Annotated in this window: 15 protein-coding genes and 1 tRNA gene; 14 read left to right on the forward strand and 2 right to left on the reverse strand. The window is 50.2% G+C overall.

What is annotated here, in order from left to right; translation table 11 throughout:
- Positions 1 to 24: 24 nt before the first annotated feature.
- Positions 25 to 108: transfer RNA gene (locus HMPREF0636_RS03205), tRNA-Leu, on the forward strand.
- A 163-nt stretch (positions 109 to 271) separates the two neighbouring features.
- Here the strand turns inward: HMPREF0636_RS03205 and galE are convergent.
- A complete protein-coding gene (galE, locus tag HMPREF0636_RS03210; protein ID WP_044168441.1) occupies positions 272 to 1,312 on the reverse strand; it encodes a UDP-glucose 4-epimerase GalE in 1,041 nt (346 codons plus the stop codon).
- 3 nt (positions 1,313 to 1,315) lie between these two features.
- Entirely contained in the window at positions 1,316 to 1,912 is a 597-nt protein-coding gene (yihA, locus tag HMPREF0636_RS03215; RefSeq protein ID WP_044168443.1) for a ribosome biogenesis GTP-binding protein YihA/YsxC, read from the reverse strand.
- 494 nt (positions 1,913 to 2,406) lie between these two features.
- On the opposite strand from yihA, the gene HMPREF0636_RS03220 reads away from it, so the two are divergent.
- The 13 genes from HMPREF0636_RS03220 to HMPREF0636_RS03280 all read left to right on the forward strand — a co-directional run bounded on the left by HMPREF0636_RS03220 (position 2,407) and on the right by HMPREF0636_RS03280 (position 19,814).
- A complete protein-coding gene (locus HMPREF0636_RS03220; RefSeq protein WP_044168446.1) occupies positions 2,407 to 3,132 on the forward strand; it encodes a nitroreductase family protein in 726 nt (241 codons plus the stop codon).
- A gap of 172 nt (positions 3,133 to 3,304) precedes the next feature.
- On the forward strand, positions 3,305 to 5,266 hold the full coding sequence (locus HMPREF0636_RS03225) for an LTA synthase family protein (protein ID WP_044168448.1): 1,962 nt from the start codon (positions 3,305 to 3,307) through the stop codon (positions 5,264 to 5,266).
- Positions 5,267 to 5,271: 5 nt separating this feature from the next.
- The gene (locus HMPREF0636_RS03230; protein ID WP_044168449.1) at positions 5,272 to 6,267 is read left to right on the forward strand and encodes an acyltransferase family protein; all 996 of its coding nucleotides are present in this window, start codon (positions 5,272 to 5,274) and stop codon (positions 6,265 to 6,267) included.
- A gap of 1 nt (position 6,268) precedes the next feature.
- On the forward strand, positions 6,269 to 7,267 hold the full coding sequence (locus HMPREF0636_RS03235; protein ID WP_044168450.1) for an acyltransferase family protein: 999 nt from the start codon (positions 6,269 to 6,271) through the stop codon (positions 7,265 to 7,267).
- Positions 7,268 to 7,338: 71 nt separating this feature from the next.
- Positions 7,339 to 8,691, forward strand: coding sequence for an MATE family efflux transporter (locus tag HMPREF0636_RS03240; protein WP_044168451.1), 1,353 nt, complete (start codon positions 7,339 to 7,341; stop codon positions 8,689 to 8,691).
- Positions 8,692 to 8,898: 207 nt separating this feature from the next.
- Positions 8,899 to 9,369, forward strand: coding sequence for a ribosome assembly cofactor RimP (gene rimP, locus HMPREF0636_RS03245; protein ID WP_044168453.1), 471 nt, complete (start codon positions 8,899 to 8,901; stop codon positions 9,367 to 9,369).
- A 28-nt stretch (positions 9,370 to 9,397) separates the two neighbouring features.
- Entirely contained in the window at positions 9,398 to 10,711 is a 1,314-nt protein-coding gene (gene nusA / locus HMPREF0636_RS03250; protein ID WP_044168455.1) for a transcription termination factor NusA, read from the forward strand.
- Positions 10,712 to 10,728: 17 nt separating this feature from the next.
- A complete protein-coding gene (gene infB, locus HMPREF0636_RS03255) occupies positions 10,729 to 13,671 on the forward strand; it encodes a translation initiation factor IF-2 (RefSeq protein WP_044168456.1) in 2,943 nt (980 codons plus the stop codon).
- Between the two features lie 590 nt (positions 13,672 to 14,261).
- The gene (locus tag HMPREF0636_RS03260; RefSeq protein WP_044168457.1) at positions 14,262 to 15,650 is read left to right on the forward strand and encodes a hypothetical protein; all 1,389 of its coding nucleotides are present in this window, start codon (positions 14,262 to 14,264) and stop codon (positions 15,648 to 15,650) included.
- Positions 15,651 to 15,826: 176 nt separating this feature from the next.
- Positions 15,827 to 16,588, forward strand: coding sequence for a hypothetical protein (locus HMPREF0636_RS03265; RefSeq protein WP_044168458.1), 762 nt, complete (start codon positions 15,827 to 15,829; stop codon positions 16,586 to 16,588).
- A 152-nt stretch (positions 16,589 to 16,740) separates the two neighbouring features.
- Positions 16,741 to 17,721: a polyprenyl synthetase family protein gene (locus HMPREF0636_RS03270; RefSeq protein WP_044168459.1), complete on the forward strand. Its 981-nt coding sequence runs from the start codon at positions 16,741 to 16,743 to the stop codon at positions 17,719 to 17,721.
- Between the two features lie 25 nt (positions 17,722 to 17,746).
- Complete coding sequence (locus HMPREF0636_RS03275; protein ID WP_044168461.1) at positions 17,747 to 18,328, forward strand: hypothetical protein; 582 nt, start codon at positions 17,747 to 17,749, stop codon at positions 18,326 to 18,328.
- Positions 18,312 to 19,814 (forward strand): metallophosphoesterase family protein, encoded by a 1,503-nt coding sequence (locus HMPREF0636_RS03280; protein ID WP_044168462.1) that lies wholly within the window; start codon positions 18,312 to 18,314, stop codon positions 19,812 to 19,814. Before HMPREF0636_RS03275 ends, HMPREF0636_RS03280 begins: the two co-directional genes overlap by 17 nt.
- The last annotated feature ends 354 nt before the right edge of the window (positions 19,815 to 20,168 follow it).

Genomic DNA, 20,168 nt, shown 5'->3' on the forward strand with positions numbered 1-20,168 from the left:
TCTTTGCGCCACAATCAGGCAGAGGCCCAGATGGCGGAATCGGTAGACGCGTTGGTCTCAAACACCAATGGACGAAAGTTCGTGCCGGTTCGATCCCGGCTCTGGGTACAGTAGAGGATATCTACAAGTCATGGAGAAAAGCATCCCCCACCTAGCGTAAGAGCTAAGTGGGGGATGCTTATTTTACCTCAATGCCAATGTAGGAAGGCGTGGAGAGAAAGTCTGTCCAATCTCAGAAAAGTGAGACGACAAGGTGGTAGCAGGAGCTATATTACTTCTCCCTCTCTCCCAGCCGTACCTGCCAAGCCCAAGCAGAGCGGAGGGTATCAGCAAGGCTCTCCTGAGCTTGCCAACCGAGCACCTTATTGGCTCGCTCAGGGTTCGCCCAAACCTGCACAATATCTCCCTCGCGACGCCCCACGATCTTATATGGCACCTTCACGCCCGTTGCAGCCTCAAATGTTCGGATCAGCTCTAGGACACTCACCCCACGACCTGTACCAATATTGAAGGTCTCCAGAGCCTCACTTCCCTTTGCCTCGTCTAGGATGCGCTCCACAGCAAGCACGTGTGCCTTCGCCAGATCCACTACACTGATGTAGTCACGGATGCACGAGCCATCGGGTGTATTGTAGTCGTCACCGAAGACACTGAGCTCTTGGCGAATACCTGCTGCCGTCTGCGTAAGGTAGGGGATAAGGTTCTGAGGCGCCCCTAGTGGGAGCTCACCAATCAGAGCGGAGGGATGCGCCCCAATCGGGTTGAAGTAGCGTAGGCGAATGACCTTGTATGAGGCGCCAGCATAGACTGCATCACGCAGGATTTCTTCATTGATCTGCTTTGTATTACCGTAGGGTGAAAGAGCCACCTGGATAGGGGCATCCTCTGTCACAGGCAGTATCTCGGGCTGTCCGTAGACCGTACAGGACGATGAGAAGACAATCCCCTTCGTGCCATGGCGTTGCATCGCCTCAAGCAGGACGATGAGCGAGAGGAGATTATTACGGTAGTAGAGCAAGGGCTTCTGCACAGACTCTCCGACGGCCTTACTTGCAGCGAAGTGGATTACCCCCTGGATGTCGGGATGCTTCGCAAAGACAGCTTCGATGGCCTGCTCATCGTTGCAGTCCACCTCGTAGAATGTAGGGCGTATGCCCGTGATTGCCTCAATGCCCTCGAGCACATTGATGCTGGAGTTGGAGAGATTGTCTAGGCTAACGACCTTGTAGCCTGCCTGAATCAACTCGACCGTGGTGTGCGAACCGATGTAGCCCGTTCCCCCAGTGACGAGGATTGTTCCTTTTGTTGCCATATATTACAGTGTATTATTTATTCCTTCGATATAGTTCAGTAGTTCCTCTCGTCCCGTACGCTCCTCGGAGGAGGTAATGAAGAGTGGCGGCAGCTCCTCCCATCCCTCTAGTAGGCGATCTTTGTAGGCAGAGATGTTCGCCGAGAGCTTCCCTTTAGACAACTTATCCGCCTTAGTAAAGACAAGGGCAAAGGGCACAGACTCCTCACCTAGCCATTCGATGAACTCCAAGTCAATCTTCTGAGGCTCTAGCCGAGCATCCAATAGGACAAAGAGGCAAACTAGCTCACGACGCTCCAAGACATAGTCCTCAATCATCCTCCTCAGCCCATCTCGGCCATCCTTGCTCAGACGAGCATAGCCATAGCCTGGCAAGTCTACGAGATGCCATTCTTTGTTGATAATGAAGTGGTTGATGAGCTGTGTCTTACCTGGCTTCTGCGAGGTCATCGCAAGTCCCTTACGCCCCGTAAGCATATTGATCAGCGATGACTTCCCGACGTTTGATCTCCCGATGAAGGCATACTCGGGGAGTCCAGTGGTAGGGCACTTCTCTACCCTACTGTTACTGACGACAAACTCTGCTGACTTAATGAGCATAGGCACTTAGGTATAATCTGTGGCGACTTGCCGAGGCAAAGATACAGCATTACCCACATACCCCAACGATGGATCTGAGGGAGAAAGACAGACGACAAATCAAGAGACGAAAAACGAGTCCACAACTACCTCTCATATCCAACTGGGAAATAACGAATTACGAACAAACAAAATATCCTCTTGACGACTTACCATAACTCGTCTCAGCGACTTACCATAACTCGCTGTAACGACTTACCACAACTCTCTGAAACGAGTTACCACAACTCGTCGTGGCGAGTTATGGTAACTCGTAAGCCTCCCTCTAAAAATGCCCTGTACATGCGGTATCTAAGCTAGCTTATATACTTGTTTGCACGCCGCCCCTCTCTTCTCTCACTCATCAGGCAAGAATAATTCCCCATCTCAATATTCATTAGGAACAATGAGGAGTACTCTTTTGTACCTTTGTAAATAATTACAAGTTTAAAATACTCATATAGAAATACTGCCCTATGGACCTAAAAGAAATGCTGGCACATCGGCGTGCCATTCGAGTCTACGATAAGACCAAGCACATTGACACAGAGCGTGTAGCTGACTGCCTCAGACTTGCACAACTTGCCCCCACGAGCTCAAACATGCAGATGTGGGAGTGCTACCACGTCACGGATGCCAAGACGCTTGAGGCTCTACACAGAGCTTGCTTCCAGCAAACAGCCGCCACAACGGCCCAAGAACTCGTGGTCTTCGTCGTGCGCCCCAACTACGTCAAGCGCAGAGCTACAGCAAATCTCACATTCCAAGAGCGGAATATCCGTGAGCACTTCCCGAAGGAAAAGCAAGAGAAGTACTTAAAGCGATGGAGCATGTACTACAAGAAAGCTATTCCCTTCCTCTACGGACGTTTCTTTGGACTCTTCGGTCTCTTACGCAAGGGATTGATGCAACTGCTCACTCCTTTCCGTCCCATGCTTCACCAGACGAGTGAGGCTGATGGGAATGTAATCCTCCACAAGAGCTGTGCACTAGTAGCCGAGACTTTTATGCTCGCCATGAGCGAGATTGGCTACGACACATGTCCACTGGAGGGCTTTGATAGCTGGCGAGTCAAGCGTGCCCTCCACCTCCCTTACTCAGCACAGATTTCCCTCATCGTCTCTTGTGGCGTACGAAACGAAGCTGCCGAGCTGGGCGAACGGTTCCGCATCCCCTTCGAGGAGCAATACATCAGGATTTAAAAGGCAAACAAGTAGGAGAAACCTAGGAACGCAAAGCAACAAATACCGAGAGGCGATTGCCAACGGATGGTTATCCATCAAGTCATGCCCAGCCCCAATAGCTGGGCATGACTCACTATATATAGTTGTATCTTTGCAGTCATAAAGCAATTGATTAGCCACCCAAATTTCAATGGAAGAGATTTCACAGAAAAAGTCTTTCACTCCCCTCATAGCGCAGTGTCGTTTGCTCCTCCTGCGTCTATTGCTCGCTATGGCAGTCTATACGCTCTGCCGCAGCATCTTCTATCTATACAATAAGGACTTACTCGATATCGCCTCGGGGCAGGACCTGCTCCGTATTTTCATCGGAGGTCTACGCTTCGACCTCAGTGCGGTCCTCTACTCCAGCCTGCTACTAACCGCCCTCTCCCTTGCTCCTCTTGGAGTGGCTTATAGCAAGGAATACCAGAGAGTGCTTACGATACTCTTCCGAGTCATTACGGCACTCTCAATCATCCTCAACCTAGGGGATACCGTTTACTATCGCTTTACACTCAAGCGCACAACACTGGCAATCTTCGAGGAGTTTCAAGCAGAGAACCCGCTGAACTTCCTGCGCTTTTTCTTCGACTACTGGGGCGTGACACTCCTTGGCGTTGCCCTCATCATAGGATTTATCCTTGTAGAGAGGCTACTACCTCGTCCTAAAGATCGCCCCAAGGGTCATGTGCTACCGACTTACCTCATCTCTACAGCTCTCCTACTAGGCAGTATATACTTCTCTATCGTTGGGGGACGTGGTGGCTTCACACGAGAGACTCGACCGATTACACTGAGTAACGCAACACTCTACATCAAGCAGCCTCAGCAAAGGGCCTTGGTGCTCAACACCCCTTTCTGTCTCATCCGTACAATTGGGAAGGCATCTCTCCCCGAGTACACCTTCATGCCCTACTCAGAGAGCGTGAAGTACTTTGACCCTATCTATACCCCAGGACATACGCCACTCTCAGGAAAGTTCAAGGGGCGAAACATCGTCTTCATCATCTGGGAGAGCTTCGCCCGTGAATGGGTAGGGGGGCTGAACAAAGACGTCGAGGGCTACACGGGATTTACCCCCTTCATTGATAGCCTGATGCCCAAGTCCTTCGTATTCGAGAATGGCTATTCAAATGGGCAGAAGTCCATTGATGCCATGCCCTCGATCTTCACCTCCATCATTAAGCCTAGTGCTCCCTTTGTCCTCTCCATCTACTCAGGGAACAAGATACCTGCGCTACCTGCCCGCCTCGACTCTATGGGCTATAGCACAGCGTTCTTCCACGGAGCGCCCAACGGCTCTATGGGCTTCGACGCCTTCGTTATGCAAGCAGGGATAAAGAAGTACTACGGCAAGACCGAGTACAACAACAATGATGATTACGATGGGACCTGGGGTATCTGGGATGAGAAGTTCCTGCAGTACGTGGCAAAAGAGCTAGGCAAACTTCCTCAGCCATTCTTTGCTGCAGAGTTTACCCTCTCTTCACACCATCCCTTCCGAGTTCCCGAGGAATACGAAGGGAAGTTCCCCAAGGGTACGCACCCCATGCACCAAGTAATTGGGTACACCGACATGGCCCTCCGTCGCTTCTTCGAGACAGCGAGTAAGCAGCCGTGGTACAATAACACGCTCTTCGTCATCGTAGCAGACCACGCTGTAGGGGGAGTACTAGATAAGTACAAGACTTCGGTAGGCTCGGTACGCATTCCCATCCTCTTCTTTGACCCAAGAGGTGAGCTAGTCGGTAGCGAAGCGAACTCGGTAGCAAGCCAAGCAGATCTCTATCCAACCATCCTCGATCTCGTAGGAGACACCAAGCCGATGATAGCTTTCAGCAGTTCTCTATTTGATGCAAATCGTCCACGCTTCACCGTCTGTAACCTAGATGGTCTCTACCAGATGATTGAGGGTGACTGGGTACTACACTTCGATGGTGAGCATGTCACAGGGCTCTATAACCTCCGTACAGATCCAATGCAGACCACCGACCTCAAGGCTCAGCCCAACACTCCCCTACCCACGATGCTCCTTCGCCTAAAGGCCTACCTCCAGGAGTATACGCATCGCATGCGAGAGAACCGTCTAACCTCTCTCGAACCAAGCAAGTAACGATAGTGCAGACAAACCAAGTCTCTCAGAGTCCATCTACGGCCATCAGCTCTCTCTATGTAGCTAAGTGCCTCGGGGCTTTCCTCGTAGTCCTCGGGCATATACCGATGGGATCCTTCCGTGAATGGTTGTATCCACTCACACTAGGAGCTGTCCCCATCTTCTTCATGATCTCTGGTTACTTCCTGTATAGTGAAGACGAGAGGAAGAGTGCTCAACGTGCATGGCGGTCCATAAAGAAGATCCTCCCTATCTTCCTTTTAGTCACCCTCTTCTATTGGGTACTTATCCTACCCAACCACGGCAATACAATCACAACATGGGAGCAAGTCCTCCACTTCCTCATCTACGGACAGCTGACCACGGTACACCTATGGTTCCTGATGGCAATGCTTCAGGCTCTCGTTGTCTTTGCTTGGCTCTTTCGACTTCGGCTAGGTCGTTTCCTTTGGCTCTTTATCCCCCTTATTGTTACTCCCTTAATTGGGGCTAAATATTCCTTCCTCGTGACGGGAGGAGAGATACGAGAGCTCTATTACGTCTTCAATAGTGTGTGCTATGCCTTCCCCTTTATGGCTCTTGGCTACACGATGAAAAAGCATGAGACAAGGCTAAACAGAGCCCCATGGAGCTGGCTCCTAGTAGGAAGCCTCGCCTTCGCTATCGCAGAGCGTCCGCTGCTTATATCAATGGGTTATGGGAATGGTGATGGCCCCTTCATTGGCAGCTTCCTATTTGCTATCAGCCTTGTTGCATGGGGGATCACCCACAAGCGTGCAGGTATAGGCTCATTCTTTGAGACCATAGGGGCAAAGTATTCTGGCTGTATTTACTACTTCCATATTGCCGTAGCCACCCTAGTAGGGGCTATAATAACTAGGGTTGGCATACCTTCTATCTATGAGGATGCAGGTGCTCTCATCGTCTTCCTCGGCTCTCTAATCCTTGCCTATTTCATCATACAGGTACAGGATAGGCTCAACATTCATATCCTTAGCTGACATGAGTACAAGCAATACTCCACAGAAGAGCACAGGCATCAGTTCGCTCTACATCGTCAAGTGCATCTGTGCTTTCCTCGTAGTTACATGTCACACACCAATGGGGCAGGCCAAAGAGATCATATCTCCTATTGCCATGGCTGCTGTGCCTATTTTCTTCCTTATCTCAGGCTACTTCCTCTATAGCCCTGATGAGAGAAAAAGCTACGAGCGTGCCAAGAAGTCATTGAAGAAGATCGTACCCATTTTCCTATTGGTACAGCTCTTCTACTGGGCTTGGCTCTTGCCCAACCACGGCAACCTACTCAACTCATGGCGTGGGTTAGCAGATATATTCCTTACTGGCTCTCTCTTCTCTGGGCATCTTTGGTACTTAACGGCGATGCTACACGGCCTCTTAGTACTAGGTCTCTTCTTTCGCATGAAGTGGGGGCGATGGCTATGGTGCTTCCTACCGCTACACATACTCGCTCTGCTAGGTGGTCGATACTCATTCCTCATCACTGCTGATGGTCAGCCTGAATACCTTTTCTATGTATACAATAGTGTCTGCTACACCTTCACTTTCATGTCAGCAGGCTACTTGATTGCCAAGTATGAGCATCGGCTTACTCACTTCAAGCATTGGGGTATACTACTTCTTGCTCTGTGTTTACTCGGCATCGGTGAACGATTTGCACTGAATGCCGTGGGTTTTGGTTATGCAAATGGTCCTTTCCTCTCATGTGGGTTCATTGCCATTGCAACACTCTGCTGGGCTCTTTCTCATAAGTCACTAGGAAGTAATACACTGGGGGAGCGTATCGGGAGTAAATACTCAGGAAACATCTATTACTTCCACATTGCCGTAGCAACGATTGTAGAGAAAGCATTCACCCTCGCTGGAGGCTTTGAGCTATACCACCTCTTAGGATCGGTATTTGTGTTCCTTGCGACGCTACCAGTAGCCTATGTAATTGTACGAGTGCAGGAGCGACTTGGATGGCAAGTCTTGCGCTAGAGAGCTAAAAGAGCTACACAGACCAATAGAATAGACAGACACTCGCAAGGACAGAGGGAATTAACCACTGGATGAGTAAGGTAAAAGACCTCACAACAGGCAACCTAACACAACAGCTCTATCAGCTAGCACTCCCCATCATGGGGACATCGTTCGTACAGATTGCCTATAGCTTCACCGATATGGCTTGGCTGGGACGGCTGAGCAGTGAAGCACTAGCCTCCGTAGGAGTTGTATCCGTCTTCATTTGGATTGCCAACTCTGTAGCCCTGCTTAACAAGACCGGGTGTGAGGTAACAATCTCCCACAGCATCGGAGCAGGCAATCTCAACGAAGCGGGTCACTACGCCTCGCACAACATCACGATGAGCCTCGTGATGGCGATACTCATGACACTCGGCTACGCCCTCTTCGCAGAGCCAATGGTTGACTTATATAGCCTAGAAGAGTCCGTGCGTGCAGATGCTCTCCACTACATGTACCTCAGCCTAGTAGGCTTCCCCCAGATCTTCACCACTGCAGCTCTCTCTGGGCTGTACAATGCCATAGGACACAGCAAGACACCCTTCCGTATCATGTGCATAGGCCTTGCCTGCAACATGCTACTTGATCCTCTCTTCATTCACCTCTTGGGCTGGGGTGTAAGAGGGGCAGCTGGGGCAACGGTTATTAGCCAAACAGTCGTACTCTTCCTCTTCATCCAGAAAGCTCACCGCGACAAGCTTTTCAACAACTTTCCGTTCTTTGTGCGCCCCCAACGACATTACGTCCTGCGCATCTTGAAGGTCGGTGTACCCGTTGTACTACTGAATATCCTTTTTGCCTTTGTAAGTATCTACATGGGTGGTGTAGTCTCAAAAATCGGTGGTCACATCGGTGTAGCAACGATGACTGCAGGGGCACAGATAGAAGCACTAACCTGGAATACTGCCAATGGTGTTACTACAGCCCTTGTAGCCATCGTTGGGCAGAACTACGCAGCCGGGAAGCTTCGTAGGGTATACGAAGTCTACCGCAAAGCACTCACATTCACCCTCACTGTGGGCTTCTTCGGCATGCTAATTTTTATACTCTTGGGCAAAGAGCTATTTTCTCTCATTGTCCCAGAGAAAGAAGCCTACGAAGCAGGAGGTCTTTACCTTCAGATCGTTGGCCTCTCACAGATGTTTATGATGCTTGAGATTACCACAGGTGGTCTATTCAATGGTTTAGGGAAAACATACCTTCCAGCTGGGATAAGCATCTTCGGAACGTATCTACGTGTACCAATGGTACTCATACTTATTTCTATTGGGATGGGGCTAGAGGCTGCATGGTGGTCAATCAGTCTCTCATCTATCCTGAAGGGCCTAGTCATCTTTGGTTGTTTCCTGCTGTGGCGAAGAAAAGCAAGACCACATTACCACCCTATATCACATCCTTAATCTACGATAGAGATTGAAGATGCGATAGAGATTGAAGATGCAGAGCCAGTCGACACGTCTACTCTACTCACTCTTTATCCTCTAATCCTATTATTCCCGGTTTTTTATTACCTTTGTAGTGCAAATGAAACAACGGAGGAGGCAAAGAGGCTTCCTCCGTTTGTTTTACACCACTTTAGTGTATACGGTAAAGACAGAAGCATCGCAATGATCAAACAAACCACCATTGAGGAGATTGTATCAGCTTACTGCTTAGAGCATCAGCCTGATTACTACACGGTAGAGATTGCTGTGCACCCAGGCAATAGGATTGTCGTTGAGCTAGGCTCAGACTCTGGGATTAGCTTAGACGTCTGCATCGCACTCTCTAAGCATATCGAGGCACAGCTCGACCGCGACACTGAGGACTTCGAGCTAGAGGTCGGATCGGCAGGCATCACCTCCCCCTTCAAGGTACTGAGACAATACACAGGGGCTATCGGAGATGAGGTTGAGGTACTTCGTCGTGGTGGGATAAAGGAGAAAGGAACCCTGACAGGTGCTACTTCGGAGCAAATTACCCTTCAGGTCATGCGTATGGTGCGCCCAGAGGGTGCTAAGCGCAAAGTTGCAACCGAGGAGACTATCACCATACCCTTCTCAGAGATTCTTCAGACCAAGCGCACCCTACAGTTTTAGTAAAAGACAAAAACGAACATACATTCCAATGGCAAAGAAAAAGGAATCAACAAGCCTGATTGAGGCACTCTCCGAATTCAAGGAGTTAAAAAACATCGATAAGAATACGATGATACAAGTCTTGGAGGACTCTTTTCGAAACGTCCTCTCCAAGATGTTTGGGTCAGACGACACCTTCTCTGTTATCATCAACCTAGAGAAGAAGGGAGACTTCGAGATTTGGCGTACACGTCGAGTGGTAGCAGACGAAGAAGTAACCGATACAGTACGCCAAGTCGCCCTCAGTGAGGCACAGAGCATAGATCCCGATGTTGCCCTCGGAGAAGACTTCGTTGATGCGGTAGACTTCAGTGCATTTGGTCGTCGTGCTGTCATCAACCTTCGCCAAGCTCTAGCTAGCAAGATTCTTGAATTGCAGAAAGACAACTTCTACCACAACTTCATCGGCCGCGTAGGAGAACTTGTTTCAGCCGAGGTCTATCAGGTCTGGAAACGTGAGGCTCTACTCATCGATGACGAGGGTAACGAGATGCTGATGCCCAAGAGCGAGCAGATACCAGGTGATTTCTTCCGAAAAGGGGAGACTATCCGCGCTGTTATCGCTCGGGTAGAGAATGAGAACAGTAATCCGAAGGTCATCCTCTCCCGTGTCAGTCCAGAGTTCCTAAAGCGTCTGCTGGAGCTGAATGTACCTGAAATCGCTGATGGTCTGATCACCATCCGTGCTGCTGCTCGTGTCCCAGGGGAACGTGCGAAGATTGCCGTTGAGTCCTATGACGATCGTATCGATCCAGTAGGCGCATGTGTTGGGGTAAACGGATCCCGTATCCGTAGCATCGTCCGTGAGCTCAAGGGAGAGAACATTGACGTAACGACCTACACAACCAATACTCTCCTCTTCATCCAGCGTGCCCTTAGTCCAGCCAAAGCTGTTGCTATCACACTTGATGAGGAGACCAAGCAAGCAGAGGTGTATATGCGTCCTGACCAAGTACCTCTGGCCATCGGGAAAAACGCAGCTAACCTCAAGCTGGCTTCTCTGCTGACGGGCTATCGCATCGAGGTCTTCCGTGACGGTGATGCCGAAGAAGATATTTACCTAGACGAATTCGATGACGAAATCGAAGGCTGGATCATCACTCAGCTCAAGGATAGAGGCTACACAACTGCCAAGTCCATCCTACGTACTAGCCGTGAGGAGCTGCTACGTGTGACCGACCTTGAGGAGGATACACTTGATAACGTACTCGCTGTCCTAGAGGCAGAATTCGCAGATGAGGAGGAAGAAGACGAAGAGGGATACGAGAATACACCTGCAGAGAGTGCAGAAGATAACCAATAAGAGGAAGGAAGATATATATGCCAAAGGATATAAAACTATTTGCCTTAGCCAAGCAACTCAACGTTGGGATTGGTTCGCTCAAGGAGTCACTAGAGCGTCGCAATGTACCCAACATGGAGAAGATTACGCCCAACACACGTGTTTCTCAGGAAATCGCCATGCAGCTTCTTCAGGAGCATGGCAAGCATCTAGGCAAGGAGCGCCTTGAAGAAATCCTCCATGAGCTAGACGGATCAGCTCCGGCAAAGCCTCAGGTCACAGAGCCTGAAGTTAAGGAGATCAAGGAGGAGAAGAAGCCCAAGGGTGTGAAGCACATCGAGACAGAAATACCCGAGGAGAAGCGTCCAAGCCTCAACATTAAGGGGACAATCAAGCAAGAGGCGAAGAAACAAGAGACCAAGCCTACAGCCACTCCAAAGGCTGAGCCTAAAGCAGAAGCAAAGGCCAAAGCTGAGACAAAGCGTGAGACTAAGCCCGCTCCAAAGGCTGAGTCCAAGAAAGAACCTACACCTCAACCAGAGACAGAGCCCAAGCCTGAACCTAAGCCTGAAATAAAGGCAGAGGTTGCACCTACTCACAAGGCTCCAGCCAAGGAAGAGGTCACTAGTACTCCTACACCTACTCTTGTAGAGGCAAAGGAGGAGGTCAAGCCCACGGCAGAGGAAGCAACACCTACTCCCGAAGGCTCTGAAGTATTCCGCCCCTCAACAGCAGCGGTGAATATCAACTTCAACGTTGTAGGTAAGATCGACCTCGACTCCATCAATGACAATGTACGTCCCGCCAAGAAAGCCAAGGGCGACAAGGGGCGTAAGCGCACTCGTGTGGGCAAGGGTCCCGTTGATGTCAAGGTCGAGGCAGCTAAGGCAGCCGAGTTAGGTGCGAGGAAAAATGATCAAAGACAAAGCTCTGGTCGTACGGGTGGGAAGAGCGCAGACCCTGCCAGTCGTGGTGGAGGTCGTAGCTCTCAGGCCAGCTCGAATGATGCTCAGAAGACTGGGCGCAAAGCAAAGCGACAGAAAGAGCAACCACAGAAGGCTGCTGTGACGGATGAAGACGTACAGCGTCAGGTCAAGGAGACTCTAGCAAGACTCACAGGTAAGAACCAACAAGGAGCAAAGTCTGCCAAGCACCGCAAAGACAAGCGTGACGCAGCTCGCTCTGCAGCTCTAGATGCACAGGAGCGTAGCGAGGCAGAGAGCCGTACGCTTAAGCTCACAGAGTTTGTGACGGTAAGTGACCTAGCGAGCATGATGGACGTCCCTGTGACACAAGTCATCGCCACATGTATGAGCATAGGGCTCATGGTCTCGATTAACATGCGTCTCGATGCAGAGACTATTGATATGGTTGCAGAGGAGTTCGGGTATAAAACGGACTTTGTCAGTGCCGAGGTCGTCGAGGCAGTAGCGCAGGATGAGGAAGTAGACCTAGAGGAAGATCTCATTACACGTCCACCTATTGTCACCGTCATGGGACACGTAGACCACGGTAAGACCTCGCTCCTTGACCGTCTACGCAACACCAACGTAATCGAAGGTGAAGCTGGCGGTATTACCCAGCACATTGGGGCGTACAGCATCCGTCTACAGGATGGCAAACGTATCACCTTCCTTGACACGCCAGGTCACGAGGCCTTCACTGCCATGCGTGCCCGAGGAGCCAAGGTCACCGACATCGCGATCATCATTGTAGCGGCAGACGACGACGTCATGCCCCAGACCAAGGAAGCCATTAACCATGCTGCTGCAGCTGGCGTACCAATGGTCTTTGCCATCAACAAGATCGATAAGCCAAGTGCTAACCCTGATCGCATCCGAGAGCAACTCGCAGCGATGAACTACCTCGTAGAGGAATGGGGGGGTAAGTACCAGTGCCAAGAGATCTCTGCTAAGCAGGGTATCAACATCAACGAGCTACTGGAGAAGGTTCTCTTAGAGGCCGAACTTCTAGAGCTCAAGGCAAACCCCAAGCGTCGCTCGGTTGGCTCGGTCATCGAGTCCTCCCTCGACAAGGGGCGTGGCTATGTAGCTACCGTGCTGGTGCAGAATGGTACCCTTCGCCATGGGGACGTCGTCCTCGCTGGGACGCACTATGGTCGTGTGAAGGCTATGTTCAACGAGCGCAACCAGAAGGTTGAGCAGGCAGGCCCCAGCACTCCCGTCCTTATCCTTGGGCTAGATGGTGCTCCTACTGCTGGAGAAACCTTCAATGTCATGGATACAGAGCAGGAAGCACGTGCCATAGCAAGCAAGCGTGAGCAGCTCAAGCGCGAGCAGGACACCCGTACGAAGAAGGGGCTCACACTTGACGAGCTAGCTCGTCGCCGAGCCCTTGGCAACTTCCAGGAGCTTAATGTCATCATCAAGGGTGACGTAGACGGCTCTATCGAGGCTCTCTCTGACTCGCTCATCCGACTCTCGACCGAGGAGATCCAGGTCAATGTCATCCATAAAGGTGTCGGACAGATCTCCGAGAGCGATGTCGTACTGGCCTCCGCATCGTCAGCCATCATCCTCGGCTTCCAGGTACGTCCTAGCCAAGCAGCACGTCGCCTAGCAGATCGCGAAGGAGTAGAGATACGTACCTACTCGATCATCTACGACACCATCGAGGATATCAAGTCCGCTATGGAAGGGATGCTCTCACCAGAGATTAAGGAGAACGTCGTGGCGAACCTCGAGGTACAGCAGACCTTTAAGATTACTGGTGCTGGTACAGTCGCAGGTTGTATGGTCGTCGAGGGTAAGATCAAGCGTACAAACAAGATTCGCCTCATCCGCGATGGCATTGTCAAGTACGCTGGTGAACTAGGTTCACTCAAGCGCTACAAGGACGATGTCAAGGAAGTCGTCACTGGCCAAGAGTGTGGTCTGAACATCGAGGGCTACAACGACATCCAGTCCGGTGATATCATCGAGGCCTACGAAGAGATAGAGATCAAGAAGACTCTTGACTAGGGTCTCTTCCCCTCTATAATTAAGGAATCATCCCTCCTACTCTCCCAGCAGAGTAGGAGGGACGATTGCATTTATACCCAATGACCTAATGCCACCACTTGGATTAAGGGCTAAATACCACAGGCATTTCGTTTCCGAGGGAACTCCCTCAACCACCTATGATAGGTGGCAACATTCACCTATGATAGGCGAAGATCATCACCTATCATAGGTGATTTATGAGGTAACGAGGATACCTTCACTCTAACCTCAAGCGCACGGAGAAAGACCTCGTAAGGGAAACGCTAAAGGAGACCACCAGAGCGTTGCAATTAGAGGAAGGGGAAATATGGGAAAGGTTAGCCCAAAAGCAATAGAAGAGAGGAAGAAATCACAGGCGAAGGCGAGACGAATAAATGAGGTCAAGAGGTGAGGGATGAGAATGAGAGGGGAAGTCTAAGAAAGGTGCAAAAGAAGAGATAGAAAGGCAGAAAAAGGTGCCTCAAAAGATCATTTATAGGAAAACAAGTACCTTTGTAGACGATTTGGTGCACATTTCACCATTTTAAGAGCAAAAACAAAAAGTTACTAAAGAAAATCATTTGATATTTATGATGAAGAATCTTGCATTTGTGCTTATGGCACTCGTATGTTTCGGGAGCTGTCGTAAGGACGATCCTACTCCCACGCCTAAGCCCAAGCCAGGTAAAGAAGAGCCCAAGAAGCCTGAAGAGAATAAGCCCGAGGTCACTCTTGCTGACATTGAGGCCTACTATGCTTTCGATAAGACCTCCGATCTCGCCGTAGCACAGACTCAGATTGCCGCTACGACTTCAGAGAAGGAAGTAAACAACAAGAAGCTACAGATCAAGGAAGCCGAGATGACTAATCCCAAGGCTACAGAGGGGACATTTACCCTCGTCGTCAAGAGTGGTACAGTCAATGGTAAAGACTTCTCCAAGAGCTTCAATCTCTCAGGCTTCAAGAAAGTCTCTCGCCCCGATGACCAAGTGATCGCTAAACGGATGCAGGCGGAGTGGAGCGTTGCCCCCGAGGTCTATCTCCAGGGCATAGACCTAGAGTCTCTCTACCTCGATGGCAAGAAAGAGAAGTTCACCACCGAGACACTCTCCCCCTACGTCCGCTTCTACTCCTCGAGTGTCTCTGGAGAGCAGTATGTCCTGACAACAGAGGAAGTCAAGGGTATTCAGATTAAGGAAGTCAAGTATACCACCAACGAGACCTCAGGAGCAGGTGAACTAACATTTAAGACTGTTTATAAGGGAGTCACCAGCACCTCAGCTCTAACTCTTTCACTGAACCGTAACGCATATTACGCACAGAGGGTTACACTCGACCCTGACTTTGCTAAGTCGCTTTATATGCGTGGCGTTTACCAGTACCTCAGTATCTATGTTGGGAGCATCTTGAAGTACGACACAGATAAATATGCAGCCACGCTCAAGGAGGACAGCAAGCTCGCGAACAACAGTTCCAACAGCCTCTCCTTCTCGATAGAGCTACACCGCAAGGGTGTACACTCCGACAAGGTTATCGCTGTTCTACCTTTTGAAGTCGCGAGCTTTAAGCCACTGGAGACACTGAAGCAAGACATCTTCATGAGTCAGGACAGTGAGTTCATCGAAGTAATGAGTAAAAAACTGAAGACTTGGCAAAGGGGGACTGATCTTGTTCAGCATCTTAACACGGGGTTAGACAATTGGATGACAAAGTCTAAATGGGTCTTCAAGTACCCAGGGAACCCACAAAACCTCACATGGAGCAAGGTACGAGTTAACGGCAGTGAGCAAAATCTCTTATCGGGAAGCAGCTCAAGGAATGAAGGACGAGATGTATATTTGCTCTCTCCAAAGTTCCAAGTCGTATCGGCTGAGCTCAATGGCACGACCCTCAAGGGGACAGTGGAGCTTATCTCAGCCAATGATGTAAGCCTCTCGGGAGTAACCTTCCCCTTTACGGTGCTGAGCCTGAAGCTCTAACCTCTCGCCTTCTCAAAATGAAAGCCGTCCTAAGACCCCAGCTACATATACCTCGACCTAGCTGTGATATTAGGGCGGCTTCTTCGTGCGTTCTATAGTAAAGGAAAGACATCGGATAGTCACACGTTTACCTGTCCCTTCGCCTCAAATTTTCGTACACAATATAAGTTGAAACTATGAAGAAGAACATCCTATTCCTCGGGCTAATGGCACTCAGTGCTACAGCCTTCCTACCCTCATGCCTCGGTAAGGGCGATACCCCTACCCCTCGTAAGCTGACGCTTGAGGAGCGACGTATCCAGCATATCAATATCGTCGCAGCCAACTTCATGAGACAGTCAGATAGCAAGACTCGTCACTACTGGATCTATACCAAGGATGGCGATAAGAAGAAACCTCTGAGTGTAGAGCTATCTCTAGACCCGAAGCAGTCCTTTACCATCCTCGAGGTCAAGTCAGCAACAGACATACCTACCGCCGATCAGTCCAAGGGGATTCTGGAAACAAGTAAGCTCCTGGATGACTCAAAACTGATTATCCATAGAGGGAGCAAGGGCACAGTAGAGCGTGACAAAAACCTCTATTGGGCAATAACGACACCCAAGGCAAAGTTTAAGAAAGAGATCGAGAAAAGAGTCATTGAGACCTACACCACGAATCAAGGGGAAGGCCGCTGGCTGACTTCTGCTGTCATCGTTCAACTCAAGACGGCAGATGACCTGAAGGTGCTGAAATGGTACAGCGACAAACTTGCCCTAGACATCGTGGCACAGAGCCCAACAAACCCTTTGGTCTACGTGGTATCGACACAGTATAGCAAGGCTCACCCACTCCTGGTGGCTGAGATTCTCTTCTTTGATGACCTTGCTTTTGCCAATGCCTTCCCCTTCTTCTATTCCTCAGGGTGGTCCATCTATGCTCCTAAGGATATGCCTTAGCTGAAACCAACTCCAACCATGATCCCCTGCCTCCCCAAGGGAAGCAGGGGATCTTTTTATCTATTCCAGACATATCCTTACCTCATGTTTCGGGCAGTGAGCTGGGAGATTATACTTATTTTTGCTACTCCAATAGTTCGTCTTGGTATTTGATGCAACAAATAGATATTATTAAGGCTCCCGTAGCACAGTATGTGGAGGACTTCCATAGTCAGTTTGACGAGATCCTCTCGACAAAGTCCGAGTGGCTCGCCGAGGCTATCCAGCGACTCAATGCCTCTACGGGGAAGAAGGTGCGCCCCATCCTCGTGGCTCTCATAGCTGGGATGCTACGGGGAGGAGACCCGCCCAAAGAAAGCATAGATGCAGCTGTCCTGCTGGAGCTAATCCACACAGCCACACTCATACATGACGATGTAATTGATGAGGCTTCCACCCGACGAGGTCAACCCACACTCAATGTCCTCTTCGATAACCGTGTGGCGATACTCATGGGGGACTTCATCCTCTCCTCGGCTCTGATTGGTGCAATAGCCTTAGGCAATCTCGAGGTTATCCAAATCGTCTCTAGCATCGGACGCGAACTAACAGAGGGCGAGATACGTCAGTTTGAGTCCGCAGAGCGTCTGCACCTAAGCGAAGAGAACTACTACGATATCATCCGCCAGAAGACCGCTGTGCTCTTCGCTAGTTGCGCTCGTATCGCTGCCATTATGACTGGGGCGGGGAATAAGGACAAGGAGCGACTGAATAAAGTAGGAGAGCTCCTCGGGATGGCCTTCCAGATACGTGATGACATCTTCGATTACTATCGCTCGGATGTAGGCAAGCCTACAGGAAATGACCTTCGGGAGGGGAAGGTAACACTACCTCTCCTCTACGCCCTGAGTACAGTACAGGGAGAGGCGGAGGAGACCGAACTTCTACAACTACTCTCTGAGCGTCCCATCACCGAGACAGCAGTTGCCCGCCTAACGGATTTCGCTCTTAGTCATGGAGGGATTACCTACGCCGAAGAGCGACTTTTAGACTACATTCGTGAGGCAAAGCAACTGCTCAACCTCTACCCCGATAGCCCGTATCGAACCTCTTTACTTGCTCTAGCAGACTACATCGGAGAGCGAAATATTTAACCCATAGCCAAACAGCCTATCCCTTATGAAACCGCAAGCAACAGATCGTACTATCTCCTACGCCCTCTATGCTGCCCTTTGGCTCATCCTCGTCATTCTACAGACCCTCCTCACTCCCCTACTGAGCCCCGAGGAAGTGAGTGTCTTTACCCAGCCTTCGCTTTACTATTCTACGTGGTTCACTGACCTCTACCTGGTACTCATCTTCTACCTCAATTACTATATCTTCGCCCCTCAGTTGATGCGACGGAGGCTCTTTCGTTCTTACCTCTGGCTACTCGTCATCACAGCTCTTCTTGGGCTTATGATCCCTATACTCTGCTATAGCGTTTGGGGGCTTACGATGCCAGGCTTTGCTCCGAATGCAGTCCCCATCTCTTCATTGGGCGTCATCGGGGCTGTTGCTGTCATTATGATTGGGCTTGCCGTAAGAGGATTGCTGGAATGGGATGCTCTCGGCGTAGAGAATGGAGAGCTCAAAGCGGAAATCCTTCGCCTCAAGACTCAGCTGGAAGAGGAACACAAAGCCAGCCCTACCCCCTCTATCACGGATGACACCGCTCCTCTGACACCTACGGCTCATCATCCCTATGAAGAAGGTCTATAAAGCACCTAGACTACAGGGGATCCCGGCAAGAAAAAAAAAGTCACATCGAGGGCGATATATCACTCTTGCCTCGCTACTACTCATCGTCTCTGGCCTCACAGCCTTGACGCTGGTACGTTGGAATGCTTGGTTTGGGAATAAGCCCGAAGCTCCCTATACTACTCCAGAAGAAATCACTCGTATAACGATGGTTCCTGGTGAAGACTTCTCTCACCAGCGTGTCTTCTCATGGCGTAGTGGCGAGCAGATTGCCTCCTCCTCTCTTTCCCTTAGGAAGCTCTCCGACAAGGGGGACACGCTACCGGAGAAGCTCTATCCTGCTCTCGGTAGCCTCATAGAGAGTCGCTCGGGGAAGGGCTGTTATTACCACGTATCACTCGATAGTCTAGAGGAGGGCGCAACCTACCTCTACCAGCTAAAAAGCGGTAGGAGCACCTCTCCCATCTATTCCTTCTCGATGCCATCAGGGCTACAGGATAGCCTTCGCTTCATCTATATGGGGGATGTACAAGATCCAGAAGGAAGAATGAGCAAGCAATTCTTCCAAGAGCTGAGCCAAACCTATCGAGACTCTATCCAATTCTTTGCCTTCGCTGGAGACCAAATTGAGGGGCCAACAGACGCCTATTGGCAGACGTGGTATAACAGCCTCTCGGGGCTAAGCACCTATATACCTATCCTCGCTGCACCAGGTAACCACGAGTACCTCAAGCGAGGCTTCGCACGAGAGCTCGACGCACGCTGGATCCCACAGTTCAACTATCCTGCCAATGGCCCCAAGGACTATCTACAGCGCAGCTATTATGTAGACTTTCCTCTTGTCCGCTTCATCATCCTTGACACGACAGACATCATGTGGCTGGGCTCGATCAATCAGCACAAGGCTTGGCTCAAGCAAGTACTCTCTGAATCGAAACAGCCGTGGCAAGTGGTACTCTTCCACCATGCTGTAGACTGTGTACGTGAGGGAAGGAAGAACATCATCATGCACTACGTCTTCAAGGACGAACTTATCTCCTATGGTGCAGACCTTGTACTCCAGGGTCACGACCATGGGTATGCACGCGCCACTACGCGAAGCAAAGATCACGACACCATAGCCCCAACCTTCATTATCAGCTCTGCCTCACCGAAGGTCTACCGCAATGGCTTCTCCTCCGTACACGATCGCCTTGGCTCGGGGCTCCAGCTCTACCAAGACATCACCGTGACGCAAAACCAAATTCACTACAAATCCTATCGTTTCCCAGAGGAACCTACTCCTCGAGACAGCGTCCCCAACCGCTCTCAGTATCTCTATGACGAACTGGTACTCTATAAGGGAAAAGATGGGATCATCAGAGTAGAGGATAAGGCACGATCATTGCCTGAGCTTTTTCTATTCAACAGCTTTGGCACCGATAGCAAGGCTCATAAAAAAGCGGCGCAATATGCCAAAGAGATTCAAGAGCGAGCTGCGGCAAGGAAAAGCTCCACTGGACGCTAAGATTGCCCTCTTTCTCCTCATACATATCCCTAGGAACTGAAGGAGAGGTACCCCATAGAGCATAAATAAGCCCTCCGAAGAAGCTGTATTCTTCGGAGGGCTCATTTTATCAGCTTTAACCCACACAAACACCCCCATCAACTCATTCCCACTTCTCCAAGGATAAGGCGACCTTCTTCCTAAGTCAAAACATACTCTATCCTTAAAGCCCTCTTATTGCATTCATAGAGGGTAGTTCTCCTTCCCCCATGGGATAGCTCTGGAGCGACTAAGGCTACGCCAGAAAAACTCTAGAGAAGATGCTCCTCATCTCTAGAGAATAGTCGTGGATACTCTAGAGATTATACTTGCTTT

Source organism: Porphyromonas catoniae ATCC 51270 (genome assembly GCF_000565015.1).
GTDB classification, from domain to species: Bacteria; Bacteroidota; Bacteroidia; order Bacteroidales; family Porphyromonadaceae; genus Porphyromonas; species Porphyromonas catoniae.

What these genes read in the sequence shown, in the direction of transcription:
- galE (WP_044168441.1), bottom strand. Translation starts at nt 1,312, where the DNA reads ATGGCAACAAAAGGAACAATCCTCGTCACTGGGGGAACGGGCTACATC.
- HMPREF0636_RS03235 (WP_044168450.1), top strand. Translation starts at nt 6,269, where the DNA reads ATGAGTACAAGCAATACTCCACAGAAGAGCACAGGCATCAGTTCGCTC.
- yihA (WP_044168443.1), bottom strand. Translation starts at nt 1,912, where the DNA reads ATGCTCATTAAGTCAGCAGAGTTTGTCGTCAGTAACAGTAGGGTAGAG.
- infB (WP_044168456.1), top strand. Translation starts at nt 10,729, where the DNA reads ATGCCAAAGGATATAAAACTATTTGCCTTAGCCAAGCAACTCAACGTT.
- rimP (WP_044168453.1), top strand. Translation starts at nt 8,899, where the DNA reads ATGATCAAACAAACCACCATTGAGGAGATTGTATCAGCTTACTGCTTA.
- HMPREF0636_RS03220 (WP_044168446.1), top strand. Translation starts at nt 2,407, where the DNA reads ATGGACCTAAAAGAAATGCTGGCACATCGGCGTGCCATTCGAGTCTAC.
- HMPREF0636_RS03265 (WP_044168458.1), top strand. Translation starts at nt 15,827, where the DNA reads ATGAAGAAGAACATCCTATTCCTCGGGCTAATGGCACTCAGTGCTACA.
- HMPREF0636_RS03270 (WP_044168459.1), top strand. Translation starts at nt 16,741, where the DNA reads ATGCAACAAATAGATATTATTAAGGCTCCCGTAGCACAGTATGTGGAG.
- HMPREF0636_RS03225 (WP_044168448.1), top strand. Translation starts at nt 3,305, where the DNA reads ATGGAAGAGATTTCACAGAAAAAGTCTTTCACTCCCCTCATAGCGCAG.
- HMPREF0636_RS03280 (WP_044168462.1), top strand. Translation starts at nt 18,312, where the DNA reads ATGAAGAAGGTCTATAAAGCACCTAGACTACAGGGGATCCCGGCAAGA.
- HMPREF0636_RS03275 (WP_044168461.1), top strand. Translation starts at nt 17,747, where the DNA reads ATGAAACCGCAAGCAACAGATCGTACTATCTCCTACGCCCTCTATGCT.
- HMPREF0636_RS03240 (WP_044168451.1), top strand. Translation starts at nt 7,339, where the DNA reads ATGAGTAAGGTAAAAGACCTCACAACAGGCAACCTAACACAACAGCTC.
- HMPREF0636_RS03260 (WP_044168457.1), top strand. Translation starts at nt 14,262, where the DNA reads ATGATGAAGAATCTTGCATTTGTGCTTATGGCACTCGTATGTTTCGGG.
- nusA (WP_044168455.1), top strand. Translation starts at nt 9,398, where the DNA reads ATGGCAAAGAAAAAGGAATCAACAAGCCTGATTGAGGCACTCTCCGAA.